At 38.5% G+C, this 14,788-nt stretch carries 9 protein-coding genes and 1 pseudogene; 6 read left to right on the top strand and 4 right to left on the bottom strand.

All coding sequences use genetic code 11. The features are described 5' to 3' along the window. Nucleotides 1–194 precede the first annotated feature (194 nt). Nucleotides 195–2,035 (top strand): annotated as a pseudogene (locus ACMGDK_RS16110) (carbon starvation CstA family protein). Nucleotides 2,036–2,207: 172 nt separating this feature from the next. On the opposite strand, the gene ACMGDK_RS16105 reads toward ACMGDK_RS16110, so the two are convergent. Next, on the bottom strand, nt 2,208–4,934 hold the full coding sequence (locus ACMGDK_RS16105) for a TonB-dependent receptor plug domain-containing protein (RefSeq protein WP_436808884.1): 2,727 nt from the start codon (nt 4,932–4,934) through the stop codon (nt 2,208–2,210). A gap of 540 nt (nt 4,935–5,474) precedes the next feature. Further along, nucleotides 5,475–7,805 (bottom strand): ATP-dependent helicase, encoded by a 2,331-nt coding sequence (locus ACMGDK_RS16100; RefSeq protein ID WP_436808883.1) that lies wholly within the window; start codon nt 7,803–7,805, stop codon nt 5,475–5,477. A gap of 213 nt (nt 7,806–8,018) precedes the next feature. Here ACMGDK_RS16100 and ACMGDK_RS16095 point away from each other — a divergent pair, with 213 nt between their 5' ends. The 3 genes from ACMGDK_RS16095 to secG all read left to right on the top strand — a co-directional run bounded on the left by ACMGDK_RS16095 (nt 8,019) and on the right by secG (nt 11,921). After that, nucleotides 8,019–9,332: a M16 family metallopeptidase gene (locus tag ACMGDK_RS16095; RefSeq protein WP_436808882.1), complete on the top strand. Its 1,314-nt coding sequence runs from the start codon at nt 8,019–8,021 to the stop codon at nt 9,330–9,332. 52 nt (nt 9,333–9,384) lie between these two features. Next, entirely contained in the window at nt 9,385–11,430 is a 2,046-nt protein-coding gene (locus ACMGDK_RS16090; RefSeq protein WP_436808881.1) for a M16 family metallopeptidase, read from the top strand. Nucleotides 11,431–11,561: 131 nt separating this feature from the next. Beyond that, a complete protein-coding gene (secG, locus tag ACMGDK_RS16085) occupies nt 11,562–11,921 on the top strand; it encodes a preprotein translocase subunit SecG (protein WP_436808880.1) in 360 nt (119 codons plus the stop codon). 51 nt (nt 11,922–11,972) lie between these two features. Here secG and ACMGDK_RS16080 read toward each other — a convergent pair whose 3' ends face one another. Then, nucleotides 11,973–12,812 (bottom strand): glycosyltransferase family 2 protein, encoded by an 840-nt coding sequence (locus ACMGDK_RS16080; protein WP_436808981.1) that lies wholly within the window; start codon nt 12,810–12,812, stop codon nt 11,973–11,975. Further along, on the bottom strand, nt 12,808–13,419 hold the full coding sequence (recR, locus tag ACMGDK_RS16075; RefSeq protein WP_436808879.1) for a recombination mediator RecR: 612 nt from the start codon (nt 13,417–13,419) through the stop codon (nt 12,808–12,810). Before recR ends, ACMGDK_RS16080 begins: the two co-directional genes overlap by 5 nt. 239 nt (nt 13,420–13,658) lie before the next feature. Between recR and ACMGDK_RS16070 the strand changes: the two genes are divergently transcribed. Both ACMGDK_RS16070 and ACMGDK_RS16065 read left to right on the top strand, forming a co-directional pair. Further along, the gene (locus ACMGDK_RS16070; protein ID WP_436808878.1) at nt 13,659–14,264 is read left to right on the top strand and encodes an LURP-one-related family protein; all 606 of its coding nucleotides are present in this window, start codon (nt 13,659–13,661) and stop codon (nt 14,262–14,264) included. Nucleotides 14,265–14,283: 19 nt separating this feature from the next. Further along, on the top strand, nt 14,284–14,775 hold the full coding sequence (locus ACMGDK_RS16065; RefSeq protein ID WP_436808877.1) for a hypothetical protein: 492 nt from the start codon (nt 14,284–14,286) through the stop codon (nt 14,773–14,775). Nucleotides 14,776–14,788: the final 13 nt, after the last annotated feature.

Genomic DNA, 14,788 nt, shown 5'->3' with positions numbered 1-14,788 from the left:
TCGAAACAAAAAATGAATTAATAAATTCAAAATCAATTAAATAAATTAATTAAAAGAGTGCATTAGTATTAAATTGCTAGATTACTATACATTTGATTATTTTTTATCAATAAATAATTAACTTGGCTTTTGTTTAAATTATTCTTAACAAACGTCCAATATTTTTAATTATTCATGCTTAAAAAACAGATGATATGGATTTTCTGAATAACACCAATGCACTCACCCTGATCTTCGTATCGATACTGATCTTCGCGATTGCCTATCGCTTTTATGGTATTTTCATTGCTAATAAAGTACTACGCCTCAATGATAATAATACCACTCCGGCCGTAGAATTTGCTGATGGTAAAGATTATGTAGCAACCAATAAAAATGTTCTGTTCGGGCACCATTTTGCGGCTATTGCTGCTGCAGGACCATTGGTTGGGCCTGTACTTGCTGCCCAGTTCGGTTATCTTCCCGGCGCATTATGGATCCTGATCGGGTGTGTACTTGGTGGCGGTGTTCATGATATGGTAGTTCTGTTTGCTTCTGTACGACACAAAGGGCAAAGCCTTGCTACCATTGCATCCAAAGAAATCGGGAAGGCTACGGGAACGGTTGCCGGCTTCGCTATTCTATTTATATTAATCCTTACGCTGGCTGGTTTGTCACTTGCTTGTATCAATGCGATGCATGAAGCTTCATGGTCTCTTTTTACTGTTGTAATCACAATGCCTATCGCAGTGATCATGGGCCTTATCATGAGATACAGAAAAAACAGTGTGCTTTTTGCCAGTATTTTAGGTGGTATTCTTTTGGTAGCCGGAATTATTGGAGGGCATAGCCTGATGCAGAATGAAACGATGAACAACCTGTTTACCTGGGATATAAAAACGATTTCCATTGCAATTCCTCTTTACGGTTTTCTGGCTTCTGTGCTTCCTGTATGGCTGCTTCTGGTACCCAAAGATTATCTTTCAACTTACCTGAAAATAGGGACAATCATCATGTTGGCTTTAGGGGTTATTGTTATTCATCCAACGATCCAGATGCCTGCTCTCACTGAATTCGTAAATGGTGGCGGACCTGTTATAGGCGGGCCTGTACTTCCTTTTATTTTTATTGTTATTGCATGTGGTGCTATTTCAGGTTTCCATGCAGTTATTGCAACGGGAACTACTCCCAAAATGCTCAATAAAGAAAGAGAAATCCTTTTTGTAGGCTACGGAGCTATGCTTGTAGAAGGTTTTGTGGCTTTAATGGCTTTAATCGCAGCTTGTACCCTCATGCCAGGTGATTATTTTGCCATCAATACTCCGAAAGAATCCTATGATGCTTTTCTTGCTGCACATCCATCACTGCATGGTGTAGATATAGATTACTATTCTCAAAAAATAGGCATTGAGCTCCATGGAAGAACAGGTGGTGCCGTGTCTTTAGCCGTTGGAATGGCTCATATTTTCAATAAAATACCATACATGGACCAGCTGACTGCGTACTGGTATAATTTCGCCATCATGTTTGAAGCTGTATTTATCCTTACTGCCATTGATGCAGGAACAAGAGTAGGCCGTTTCTTTTTACAGGAAATGTGGGTTCAGTCATTCCTAAGTTCAATGATAAGAATTGGGTTCCCGGAATTATCATCAGCAGCCTTTTATTTACTTTTGCATGGGGCTATCTGGTATTTACAGGGAATGTAAGCAGTATCTGGCCGCTGTTTGGAATCAGTAACCAGCTATTGGCAGCCTGTGGACTGATCGTCTGTACAACAATGCTGATTCGGATGAAAAGAGGTAAATATGCCTTATGCTCTGCAATTCCCGGGGTTTTTATGGCCGGAATCACTTTTTGGGCCGGATACATTCAGGTGACAACAATCTATCTTCCGAAAGGACAGTATCTGCTAGCAGCCTTAGCAGCAACAGCCATGATCCTGATGCTCATTGTATTTATAGGAGCTTTCATCAAATGGTACCACCTTCTGCAGATCAAAACAACAGAGATTGATTACTATGGAGAACCTGTAAAAGAGCTTGTAGAAAGGTAATTAAGATAAATTCATATAAAGCAAAACAGTCCGGATGATCCGGACTGTTTCATTTACTAATTATTGATTTTTTGACATGTTAATAATGAAACAAGGGCATTTCATTCAGCAAAGTAAGGCCAATATATTTCCCTGTATTGCTTGCCAATACCTTATCCCAAATTCAGGTTATTTAAAAATTGAAGTTAAGTCTTGTGAACACATATCTTCCGTTTTGACCAAACTGAGAAGTTGAGCGGGAATAGATAAACTGGTCATTGTTCGTGGAAGCCGCCAGGTTTTTATCAGGATAAATATCAAAAAGATTATTTACGCCTACAGTCAGTCCTACATTTTTTGTAAACTGGTAAGCCAGTGAAAGGTCGGTAATGATCTTGTCTCCGATCTGCTGATGTTCATTGAACCCGGCAAACCCGTCCCCGTTGGCATCAATAACATCTGCTCCTGTTACTTTTCCGAAATAGGTGTTTCTAAGATAGATGCTTGCATTTTTCCATGAAAGTGTATGCGATAAACTTGCTTTTACCCTTGGAACGGCTTCTTCCAGATATACTCTTGATTTTTCTGAAAAATAGATTTTTTCAAGGTTCGGAGACTGTAAAAGTCCTGAAGAATGGATATCCCCAACTTTCTTGGTCTCACTGATATTAACCGCGAAATTATTATCAAGCTTAACTCCTGAAAATCTTGCATTATGGGAAATCACCACATCCACTCCTTTTGTTTCCGTATCAATGGCATTGGTAAAGAACTGTGCTCCATTAACTCCCTCGGCATCAAAAGCAGCCTGTGCTGCAGCCGGAACATCTGATCTTAAGAACTGATCCGTAAGAATGATCCTGTTGTTGATTCTTGTAAAATATCCGTCTGCAGTAAAAGTAAGTCTTGCAGAAGGAATTCTGTAGGTAAATCCTACACTGGCAGATTTGGAAGTTTCCTGCTTCAGTTTTGGCATTTCCAGTAAGCCTGCAATTTGTGAATCATTGCTGAATGTTCCCACTTCCAGAAGCTGACTGTTCGTAAAAAGAGTTGACGTCACATTATAATATATCTGATGGATGGAAGGTGCTCTGAACCCTGTAGAACCAGCCAGTCTCACATTAAAATCAGGAGCTACTTTTATTCTTGAAGCCAGTTTATAATTAAAGGTAGATCCGAAATCCGAATAATTCTCGTATCTCGCTGCAGCATCAACCAATAGCCAGTTGGTAAAATTGAATTCAACATCTGCATAAGCTGCCACCGCCTGTCTGTTTTTATCTACAGCATTAACAGGACGGAAACCTCCGAAAACCTGCGAACCTCCGGGAAGTGCATTTCCAAAGAAATCCGTTGCTCTGGGGCTGGTATTATTCCACACATTTCCTGCAGCATCATAAGTTGCGTAAGACGCTTGCTCACCCTGCGTTATTTTAAAATTCTCATAACGGTGCTCTGCTCCGAAAGCCACATTAATTCCACTCCAGACATCATATTTTTTAGAAAAATCTAAATTGATGGTGTTCTGGGAAAACCTTAAACCTCCTGCATCAAACTCATCGGGAGAAGCAAAACGTAATGAAGTATTTCCAGTGTTACTGATATTATAAGTAAATGAATTCTGTCCGAATGTATTACTTAAATCAATATTCCAGCCGTCCCAGTTTCCTTTTATCCCGGCTGAAAGCGATAAATCCTGGATATCCGTTCCAATCTGCGGAAGATAACCGTCCAAATACAAACCTGTAAAGGTTCGGCTTTGATTCGGCTTTCTGTAGAAACCTCCTGAACTTCCGTGTCTGAAGCTGTAGCCGCCGAAAGAATACACTTTCCAGTTGTCATTAATTGGAACTTCAATATTGGCAAAAAGCTGGTGGTTGTTCAGCTTTGACTGTCCTACCTGCATATTGAAATCTTTTCTGCTCAATCCTCTGTAAGCCAGTTCCTGATCGGTAAAGTCGTCCTTCAAAAGTCCTTGTAAAGCACCAATGGTATTAGCTCCCTGGATTTGATTCTGAAGTTCCGGAGAAAAATAGCTTACTCCCTGAGCATACTGATGAATATAATTAATGAGCTGCTGAGAATTGGGCACATTGTTAATATTTGAAAAGAGAGAAGAAAGGTTTACCCCATCATTCTGAGCCCGTTTTTCAATCGCATTGTACGCATTATAAATTGCTCCGCTTTCAGCACCGGCCCTGAAAGTAGGATTCCTGAACTGTGAAGACCATGTGATGTTATAAAAACCACCTTTATTTCCTATTTTATTGCCGTAATTTAGGTCTACCTGGATATTCTGCCCGTCAAAATCTCCCGTATGGTCATTTGCTGTTGGGGTTAAATTTCCGCCATAGCTTACCTGCCCTGTCAGTTTACCAATATCTTTTTTCAGCTCAAGGTTGATAACACCTGCGATAGCATCTGATCCATACTGAGCAGAGGCACCGTCACGCAGCACTTCAATTCTGTTTAATGCAAAAGAAGGAATCGAGTTCAAATCGGTTCCTACCGTTCCTCTTCCCGGTGTTCCGTTCACATTGACCAATGCTGAAGTGTGTCTTCTTTTTCCATTTACTAAAACCAGCACCTGATCCGGACCTAATCCCCTCAGCTGAGCCGGATCCAAATGATCTGTCCCATCCGAATTGGTCTGAATGGTAGAGGTGAAAGACGGCGCTATAGCGTTCAGAATTTGTCCTATACTTGACTGTGGAAGAACTACAGATGATTCTTTTATATTGAAGACATCCACAGGAACCGGGCTGTCTGTTTTGGACCGGGCACCGGCTCTTGAGCCCAGCACCACGACTTCTTCTACAGTATTGGTTTTCACGCTGTCTTTTTCTTTTTCCTGCCCGAAAGCATATGTTCCGAGGAAAAACAGAACAGAAGCTGATAAAATAGTCTTTTTATTTTTCATACCCTTACATCAATTTTATAGTTTATGTTTTTTGAGTGGCAAATGTAGAATAATTTTATTAGTCTACAAAAATAATAGACTTTTGTTTTATGAAAATTTAAGATAGTTTCAGTCTATTACTGCTGTTCTAAATGAATGACATTAATTTTTTCATAAATACTATCAACATTCAAAATAAATTTGAAAACATTAGTGCTATTTGTGTTTGAATAAAAAGAACCCCAAATGAAATCTTTTATATGTTTTCTATTATCAAAAACCATAAGTTTATTTTTTTTCAATTTTATCACAAAGGAAGACAAAGATTGTACTATGTAACTTTTTAAGAAAGACAAAGCCGCTGCGCTTATTTTAAGAAATACAACAGTAGAAATACCCTCGTCTTACATTGAGAAGTCTACGCCTTTGTTTATCTTAATAATAAGATTCGAAGAAAAATAAATCTTTGCCTTTGTTATAAAAAATCAATAAAAAACGGACTCCAAAAGTGGAATCCGTTTTACAATATTATCATCAGCTTTTTCACTGAAAAATTAACTGTTATATTTTTGTAAGCTTTGCATATTTTAGAATAAGGTTTTTCTCTCCTTCATGTATGAAAATTACTTTCGCTTTGATATTCTGAGGATCCGTACCATCCAGGAAAGAAACTTCCCCGATTCCGAAACGGTCATGTCTTACCTTGTCTCCTACCTCGATATCCTGTGAAGAAGCTCCGCTTGGATTGATAATTTTCGCTGTGCTTACAGGTTTCAGTTTTCTGACTTCCGGTGCAGGTTTTGAGCTGTCCCCTTTTTCAATCGTTTTCTTTTCAACCCGTCTAAATGCTTTTTGTTCGGAAGGATGCTCATCAAAAATATTGGACTTGATTCCTGTATTATTAATGAACCTCTTTTCCAGGGCCGGGTTCAGGAATTCAATATATTCATCATCAATTTCACTTAAGAATCTTGATGGTTCTGCATCCGTAATTTTCCCCCACTGAAAACGCGAAACGGCATAAGAGAAAAACACCTGCTTTTCAGCTCTTGTCAGTGCTACATAGAATAAACGTCTTTCTTCTTCCAGATCCTCCCTTGTTGCTGAGCTCATAAAGCTCGGAAAAAGGTTTTCTTCAAGGCCCACAAGATGTACCACGGGGAATTCAAGACCTTTGGAAAGGTGAATGGTCATTAAAGAAACCATATCTTCATCCGTATTCTTATCCTGGGTATCGGCAGAAAGGGCAATATTTTCAAGGAAGTTCGGAAGGCTCGGATCTCCGTCTTCCAGCTGCATCTGCTCTTCAATGAACCCCTGCATAGAGTTCATCAATTCCTGTACGTTTTCTACCCGGGAAATTCCTTCAGGAGTCTGATCGTCTTTTAAGAATTTGATGAGTCCACTGCGCTTGGCAACTTCCATGGCTACACTGTAAGCTGTATCAGTTTTCAGTAATACCTGGAAGGCTTTGATCATGGACCAGAAATCATTCAGTTTGGTTAAAACACCGTTGTTTAAGCCCAACTGCTGCGCATACATCGGCAGATTACCCAATACCTGTGAAATGGTTACATTATGGGAATCCGCAAAAACAATCAGTTTATTCTGCGTGGTTTCTCCAATTCCTCTTGTCGGGTAATTTATGATCCTCATCAGTGCCTCCGAATCATTTTCATTAACCAGAAGACGCAGATAGGCAATAAGATCTTTCACCTCCTTTCTCTGATAGAACGAAAGTCCTCCGTAAACTTTGTACGGGATATTTTTACGTCTCAGCGCGTCTTCAAATGCTCTGGTCTGTGAATTGGTCCTGTATAAAATTGCAAAATCACTGTACTTCCTCTGATCAGTGTTTCTGAGCTCCCAAATGTTTCCGGCTACGAAATTTGCTTCATCAGCATCGGAAAGTGAACGGTATATTTTGATCTTGTCTCCTTCTTCATTATCACTGAAAACATTCTTTTTAAACTGCTGTAAGTTTTTCGCAATGACAACATTAGCTGCATTTACAATGTTCTGAGTCGAACGGTAATTCTGCTCCAGGGAAACGGTTATAGCATCAGGATAATCCTTCTTAAAGTTCAGGATATTATAAATGTTCGCACCACGGAAGGAATAGATGGACTGGGCATCATCCCCTACCACGCAGATATTTTCAAATTTTGAAGCCAGCGCTTTTACAATAAGATATTGGGAATGGTTGGTATCCTGGTACTCATCTACCATAATATACCTGAACCTGTCCTGATATTTAGCCAGCACTTCCGGAAAACGGGTCAGTAATTCATTGGTTTTCAAAAGTAAATCATCAAAATCCATAGCTCCGTTTTTGAAGCATGCTTCCACATATTTCTGGTAAATCTTCCCGATGAATTTCATATTGGCTTTTTCATCAGCTTCCATAAGCTCAGGATTGTTGAAATAAGCCTTTACTGTGATCAGATTGTTTTTGTATGTCGAAATTCTTGCCTGAACTTTTTTAGGCTTATAAAGATCGGCATCGATGTTCATGTCTTTAAGTACTTTCCTGATGACATTCAGGGCATCCTGCTGGTCATAGATGGTAAAATTGGAAGGATAGCCCAGATAATGACCTTCAATTCTCAGGATTCTTGCAAAAACAGAGTGAAAAGTTCCCATCCATAAGCTTCTTGCGTTACTGTCTCCCACTACTTTCGCGATACGGTCTTTCATTTCGCGGGCGGCTTTATTGGTAAATGTCAGGGCCAGAATATTGAAAGGGTCAATTCCGTTGTGGATCAGGTGGGCAATACGCATGGTAAGCACACGCGTTTTTCCGGAACCAGCTCCTGCAAGTACCATCAAAGGTCCCTGTAGAGAGGTAACGGCTTCATATTGTGATTCATTGAGTCCTTTCAGATAATCCATACTGCAAAAAAATTTGGGAACACAAAATTAATGTATTCAAAGGACAATTCAAATTATGAATTTGATTTATAAAAAGTAAAAAAATTGAGATACCCATTCTGCCGGATCAGAACAGGCTAACCGGTACTATTTTCATGATCATCCAAGTGTAGAGGAAATATGTAACAAATATGGTGTTTTTGCTACTAATTGATACAAAACAATTTCTATTTTATGAAAAAGCGACTTCTTTCTGTTGCGGCGGCATCTTTCTTTGGAATGGTTCTGAATGCGCAGCAAATTAAATTTGAAGAGTATGATCTTCCAAATGGTCTTCACGTAATTCTTCATCAGGACAATTCTGCTCCGGTAGTTACCACAAGTGTAATGTACCATGTAGGAGCAAAGGATGAAGTAAAAGGAAGAACGGGTTTCGCACACTTTTTCGAACATCTTCTGTTTGAAGGAACCCCAAATATCAAAAGGGGTACATGGATGAAAATTGTTTCTGCAAACGGAGGACGAAACAATGCCAATACATCAAACGACAGAACCTATTACTATGAAACTTTCCCATCCAACAACGAACAGCTGGGACTATGGATGGAAGCTGAAAGAATGCGTCACGCTATCATCAATCAAATAGGAGTAGATACTCAGAGAGAGGTTGTAAAGGAAGAGAAAAGACTGAATATGGATAACAGGCCGTATGGAAATCTTTTAACAGCTATTCTTAATAATTTATTTACCAATCACCCGTATAACTGGCCTACGATCGGTTCTATGGCAGATTTGAATTCTGCAAAACTGGAAGAGTTCCAGGCTTTCTATAAAAAATACTATGTTCCCAACAATGCAACATTAGTGGTTGCAGGAGACATCAAACCTGAGCAGACTAAAAAATGGATCCAGGAATATTACGGAGGAATCCAAAAGGGAACAATTTATCCTAAAGATTTCCCGAAAGAAACACCTATCACTCAGGAAAAAGAAGTAACGGTTACTGATGCGAACATTCAGCTTCCTGCGTATATTTTTGCGTACAGAACTCCTGCCAATAAGGAAAAAGATGCTTATGTTCTTGACATGCTTTCTTCTTATCTGAGCAACGGTAAATCTTCTGTTTTATATAAAAAATTAGTTGACCAGGACAAAAAAGCGCTTGCTGTACAGGCTTTCAGCCAGGGTCTTGAAGATTACAGTATTTTCGCATTTTTCGCAATCCCGATGGGACAGACTACGAAACAGACTTTACAGGCTGATATTGATGCTGAAATCAAGAAAGTTCAGACCAGCCTTATCTCTGATGAAGATTATCAAAAATTGCAAAACCAATATGAAAATCAGTTTGTAAATGCCAATTCAAGCATCGAGGGAATTGCTGCTTCATTGGCAACCAACCATGTATTGATGGGTGATACTAATTTAATCAATAAGGAAATCGACATCTACAGATCTATTACGAAGCAGGATCTGCAGAACGCAGCGAAGAAATATCTGAATTCTAATCAAAGGGTAATTATCAATTACGTTCCTGAAAAAAAGTAATCATTTAAAACTCAGGTTTGAAATATGATTATTAAAAATTAAATTTTTACAAATGAAAAAGCAATTAACATATATAGCTGCAGCGTTTTTATTCGCAGGAACGGTTTCAGCACAAAAAATTGATCTTAATGCAATGCCAAAACCGGGCCCCACGCCTGCGATCAACATTGCGAAACCAAAAACTTTCCAGCTGAGCAACGGCCTTACGGTAATGGTTGTGGAAAATAATAAATTACCGAGAGTAAACACTACTCTTTCTATGGACACACCGCCTTTCCTTGAAGGAAATGTAGCCGGGGTAAGCTCAATCATGGCTGAGCAGTTTGAAAACGGAACTACGAATCTGAGCAAAGAGGATTTTAACAAAAAAGTAGATTATCTGGGGGCTAATTTAAGCTTTTCTTCCAATGGTGCTTTTGCCAATTCTCTTTCAAAATATTTTCCTGAAGTATTGGGCTTAATGGCAGATGCCATCATTAATCCAAAGTTCTCTGCGGAAGAAATTCAAAATTCAAAAGAACGAGCTGTAGAAGGATTGAAATCTGAAGAGAAAAATGCCTCTTCTATCGCTTCTAAAGTTTCCAATGCATTAATGTACGGTAAAAATACAGCCAGAGGTGAATTTGAAACCGTGGAAACGATCAATAAAATCCAGTTAACTGACGTACAAAACGTTTATAAAAAATATTATACTCCTGATAATGCTTATTTAGTGATTGTTGGTGATGTAAAATTTGACAAGGTAAAATCGCTGGTAGAAAAAGCTTTCAGCGGATGGAAAAAAGCCAATACCCCTGTGACACCTCTGGAACAGGCTTCCAATCTTGCTAAAACAGAGATTAATGTGGTAGATGTTCCTTCTGCTGTACAGTCTGTGGTTTCGGTGAACAACCTGAACAATCTTAAAATGAAAGATCCGAACTACTTTGCTGCTACAATGGCCAATTATATCTTAGGCGGAGGCGGTGAAGCGAGACTTTTCATGAACCTCCGTGAAAAGAACGGATTCACTTATGGTGCTTATTCTAGTATGAATGCCGGTAAATATTCTTCTGACTTTTCAGCTGATGCAAGTGTGAGAAATGAGGTTACGGATAAAGCGGTTAAGGAATTTATGAATGAGCTTAATGCTATTTCTACCGTAAAACCAGAAGAACTGGAAAATGCCAAGGCTAAGCTGAAAGGATCTTTCATCATGTCTCTGGAGAAGCCGGAAACAATTGCCAAATTTGCTTTAAACCAAAAGGTTCAGGATCTTCCGTCTGATTTTTATACCAATTATTTAAAATCAATTGATAAAGTAACTGCCGCTGATATTTCCAATGCAGTAAAATCTACCATTTTACCCAATCAAAGCAGAATTTTCATTGCCGGTAAAGCTTCTGATATTTCTGAAGGACTTGAAAAACTGGGCTATCCTGTAAAATATTACGATAAAGAAGCCAATCCGGTAGCAAAGCCGACTGCACAAAAAGCTGATGCCAGTGTAAGTGTCGCTTCTATTGCTGATAAATACATCAATGCAATTGGAGGAAAAGCAAATCTTGCAAAGATCTCTTCTTACACAATGAACGCTTCGATGTCTATGCAGGGACAGAATATTGATTTTAAAATCATAAAAGCTCAGGGCGGAAAGGAACTTACATCAGTTACTGCTATGGGACAGGTTGTTCAGAAGCAGGTTTTCGATGGAAAGCAGGGATATTCTGAGCAAATGGGACAAAAAACACCTATAAAGCCGGAACAAGTTGCTGAAAAACAGAAAAATACTGAGCTGTTTGAAGAATTAGGTTTTGCAAAATCATCAGATTATAAAGTAGCCGGAATTGAAAAAATCGGCGGTGAAGATTCTTACGCTGTAAAAGGTAATAATGTAACATATTACTACAGTGTTGCTACGGGATTAAAAACAGGAGAAACCAGAACTGCAAAAGCGCAGGGACAGGAAGTAACCATCCCGACTACTTTCTCTAATTACAAGGATGTAAATGGTGTGAAAATGCCATATACGATCTCAATAAATCAAATGGGCATGGACATGGTAATGAATGTAAAATCATACGAAGTGAACCAGGCTAAAGATTCTGATTTCAAATAAAGAATAGTCTTTTTCATAGAAAAAACGGCAGCAGGCGCTGCCGTTTTTATTTTTATAACATTTACCTTGATCTTCTTTGCCATTCGGTAAAAAAAGATTAAATTTGCCCATTCAAAAAGATATCAGAATTAATGGATACTATATTTACACTATTGATGGTTCTTGTTATGATTGCCAGCATCTTATTGGTAATCATCGTTATGGCTCAAAATCCTAAAGGAGGAGGCCTTTCCAGTACTTTTGGAGGTGCATCACCTGCACAATTCGGAGTACAGAGAACCAATGATTTCATGGAAAAAGCAACATGGACTCTGGGCGCAGTAATCATCGTTCTTATCCTTATAAGCGTTGTGATTACAGGTAAGCCTACAGCAGCAGCTCCTACACAGCAGCAGCCAGTGAAGAAAGAAACTACAGCTCCGGCTAAGCAATCTGCTCCAGCGGCTACGACTACTACTCCGGCTCAGACACCTGTAGCTCCGGCAAAATAATAACAGATTTATCTTATATAAAACAAAAGCAGTTCAAATTGAACTGCTTTTTTATTTTAGCTTGATCTTCTCGATCTTGTGACGAAGCTTCAGTCCCGCCTTTAAAAACGAATACTGCATGGGCTTGGATTCTCTGTAGTATTTATCGATAAAGATCTGCATGGCTCCATAAAACCGGTCAAGATATACCCCATCTTTAATGGTACTTTCTCCTTTATGATGAAGAAGGGAAGCCTTTCCGTAATAATAGTTTTTATAACCGTTTCTCAATAGCGTATAGCACAGATCTATATCTTCCCCATACATAAAATAAGCTTCATCCAATCCTCCAATTTTTTCGTAGACTTCTCTTCTTATCAATAAAAAAGCTCCGGTAACCACATCCACTTCTGCAACTGCATTTTCATCAATATCACTTCTGTAATAGGATTTTGAGTTGCTTCTCTTAAAATTCGTAAACAGTTTTTCAAAAGAATTGAACATATCCGGAATGGAACGTTTACTTTCAGGCAGAAAATTTCCCTCTGCATCATGCATCTTTACTCCAAGGCATCCGAAATCCGGCTTAGAATCAGCAAAATCCAGAATATCTTTTATATAAAATCCTTCCAGTTCGGTATCCGGGTTCAAAAGAAGAACATATTCTCCCGTTGCTGTTTTTATCGCTTTATTATTGGCAACAGCAAAACCTTCATTGTGTTCGGAGGATATAAAATGTACTTTAGGAAATTCCGGAATGAGATCGCTCCAGGAAGCGTCAGTAGATGCATTGTCTATAACAATTACCTCATAATTCTCTCCTCCCGCATATTTTTGGATGGACAGAAGACAGTTTTTCAGCAGCCTGGTTACATTATAATTGACAATGATTATCGACAGCTTCATATTAATCCTTTTCGTTGTATGGCAACCTGTTAATAATAGATCTTCCCAAAGATACTTCATCTGCATATTCCAGCTCATCTCCTACTGAGATTCCTCTGGCAATGCTTGAAAAACTGACATTAAAATTTTTAAATTTTTTGTAGATATAATAAGCTGTGGTATCTCCTTCCATGGTAGCACTTAGCGCAAAAATAAATTCTTTTACACCACCCTCATTCACTTTTCTTTCAATACTCGGTATATTCAGCTGATTGGGTCCAACGCCTTCCATGGGTGATATTTTCCCACCTAAGATCAGATATTTCCCTGTAAACTTTCCTGTATTTTCAATAGCAATTACGTCACGTACATCTTCAACGATACAGATAAGCTCTCTGTTCCTTTTTTCATTGCTGCAGATCTCACAAACATCAAAATCTGAGAAATTATGACATTCTTTACAGTATTTTATTTCGTTAACAAGGTTAATTAATGAGTTTCCAAGGCCTATCGCTCTGGAACTGGGTTGTTTTAACAGATGCAGTGCCAATCTCAAAGCTGTTTTTCTCCCTATTCCGGGCAGTCCTGAAATTTCGTCTACGGCTTTTGCTAAAACTTTACTAGGGTAATCCATAGATACAAAAATAAGGAATATTGTTGAGAATTGAAGGGGTTTATGAGTTGGGGAGTCGGAGTGTTTTTAGAGGTTTGAGTTGCAAATATTGAATACTGAATAAACAAAAATCTGGCAGCTCCCGGAGCCTCGCACTCCATATTTCGTGAATGACATCCAGAATCTTGATTCTTCACTCTTAGTTCCCGATTCTAAAAAAACCTCTATCTTTGGGGTTCTAATATGAAAAAAATAAACTAATGGTACTTAAAAACCTAAATTATCCACTGGATTTCAAATTCAAAATCTCTACTTTATCGAGTGACTTCAATATTACTGATAAAGACGGAAACTATGTAGCGTATGTTCGTCAGAAAATGTTCAAGCTGAAGGAAGATGTTATTGTTTTCAATGACGAAAGCAAATCTAAGGAGCTTTTCAGGATCAAAGCCAATCAATGGATTGATTTCAATGCGTCTTATTCTTTAAATGACCTTATTGACAACAAAAATTACGGAAGACTGGCAAGAAAAGGGATGCGTTCACTCTGGAAATCCACTTACGATATTCTGGATTCAAACGACCAACCCAAATTCACGGTCGCAGAGGATAATGCATGGACAAAATTCTTTGACGGCATGGTGAGTGAGATTCCGATTATAGGGATGTTTACAGGATATTTTCTTAATCCTGCCTATACTGTAAGAGGTATCGACGGAAAGGAATATTTTAAACTTAAAAAAATGCCTTCTTTCTTCGGAAGAAGATTCCAGCTTGACAGAGTGATCGATATTGATGACGAAGACGAAAGTTTAGTAATCTTATCATTACTGATGATGGTTCTTCTGGAAAGAGCAAGAGGTTAAACGTAAAAAACCACAAACAATGAAATATCTAATCATTTTCTTTTCAGCACTTCTTTTGACCGCCTGTAAAAAAGACAAGGAAACCGTTAAGGATAGTGCTTCAACAGATTCTTTAACCATTGCGAAAGATTCTGCCAAAACAGGAACAGCATCAGGAAAAATACGGGTTGACATCATTCCCTTTCCAAAAGAGATCAAAGAATGTTCATGCTATTTTGCAAGAAATAAAGCTGATTTTGAAGCAGAAAAATACATCTATGCTGATGATGCAGGAAAAACAGCTTATATGCAGCTGGACGGTAAAAGATTAGCAATGAATCTTATTTCGTCAAGCGACATGGAAGTTGACGAAGAATTGACGAAAGAAATTGAAAGCGACAATTACAAGATTTCTGTAAAAGGTAAAAAAATAAAAAGCGAAGAGGCTTTATTATTTGAAGGTACCCTGACGATTGAAAAACCGGACGGCACTGTAGAAACAATTCCTATTTATGGGGAATGCGGATGTTAAAAATAATAGAGCT

Source organism: Chryseobacterium hilariae (genome assembly GCF_051400735.1).
In the GTDB taxonomy this organism is placed as follows: domain Bacteria; phylum Bacteroidota; class Bacteroidia; order Flavobacteriales; family Weeksellaceae; genus Chryseobacterium.
The sequence above is the reverse complement of the archived record's forward strand: the minus strand, read 5'-3'. Positions and strand labels throughout refer to the sequence as shown.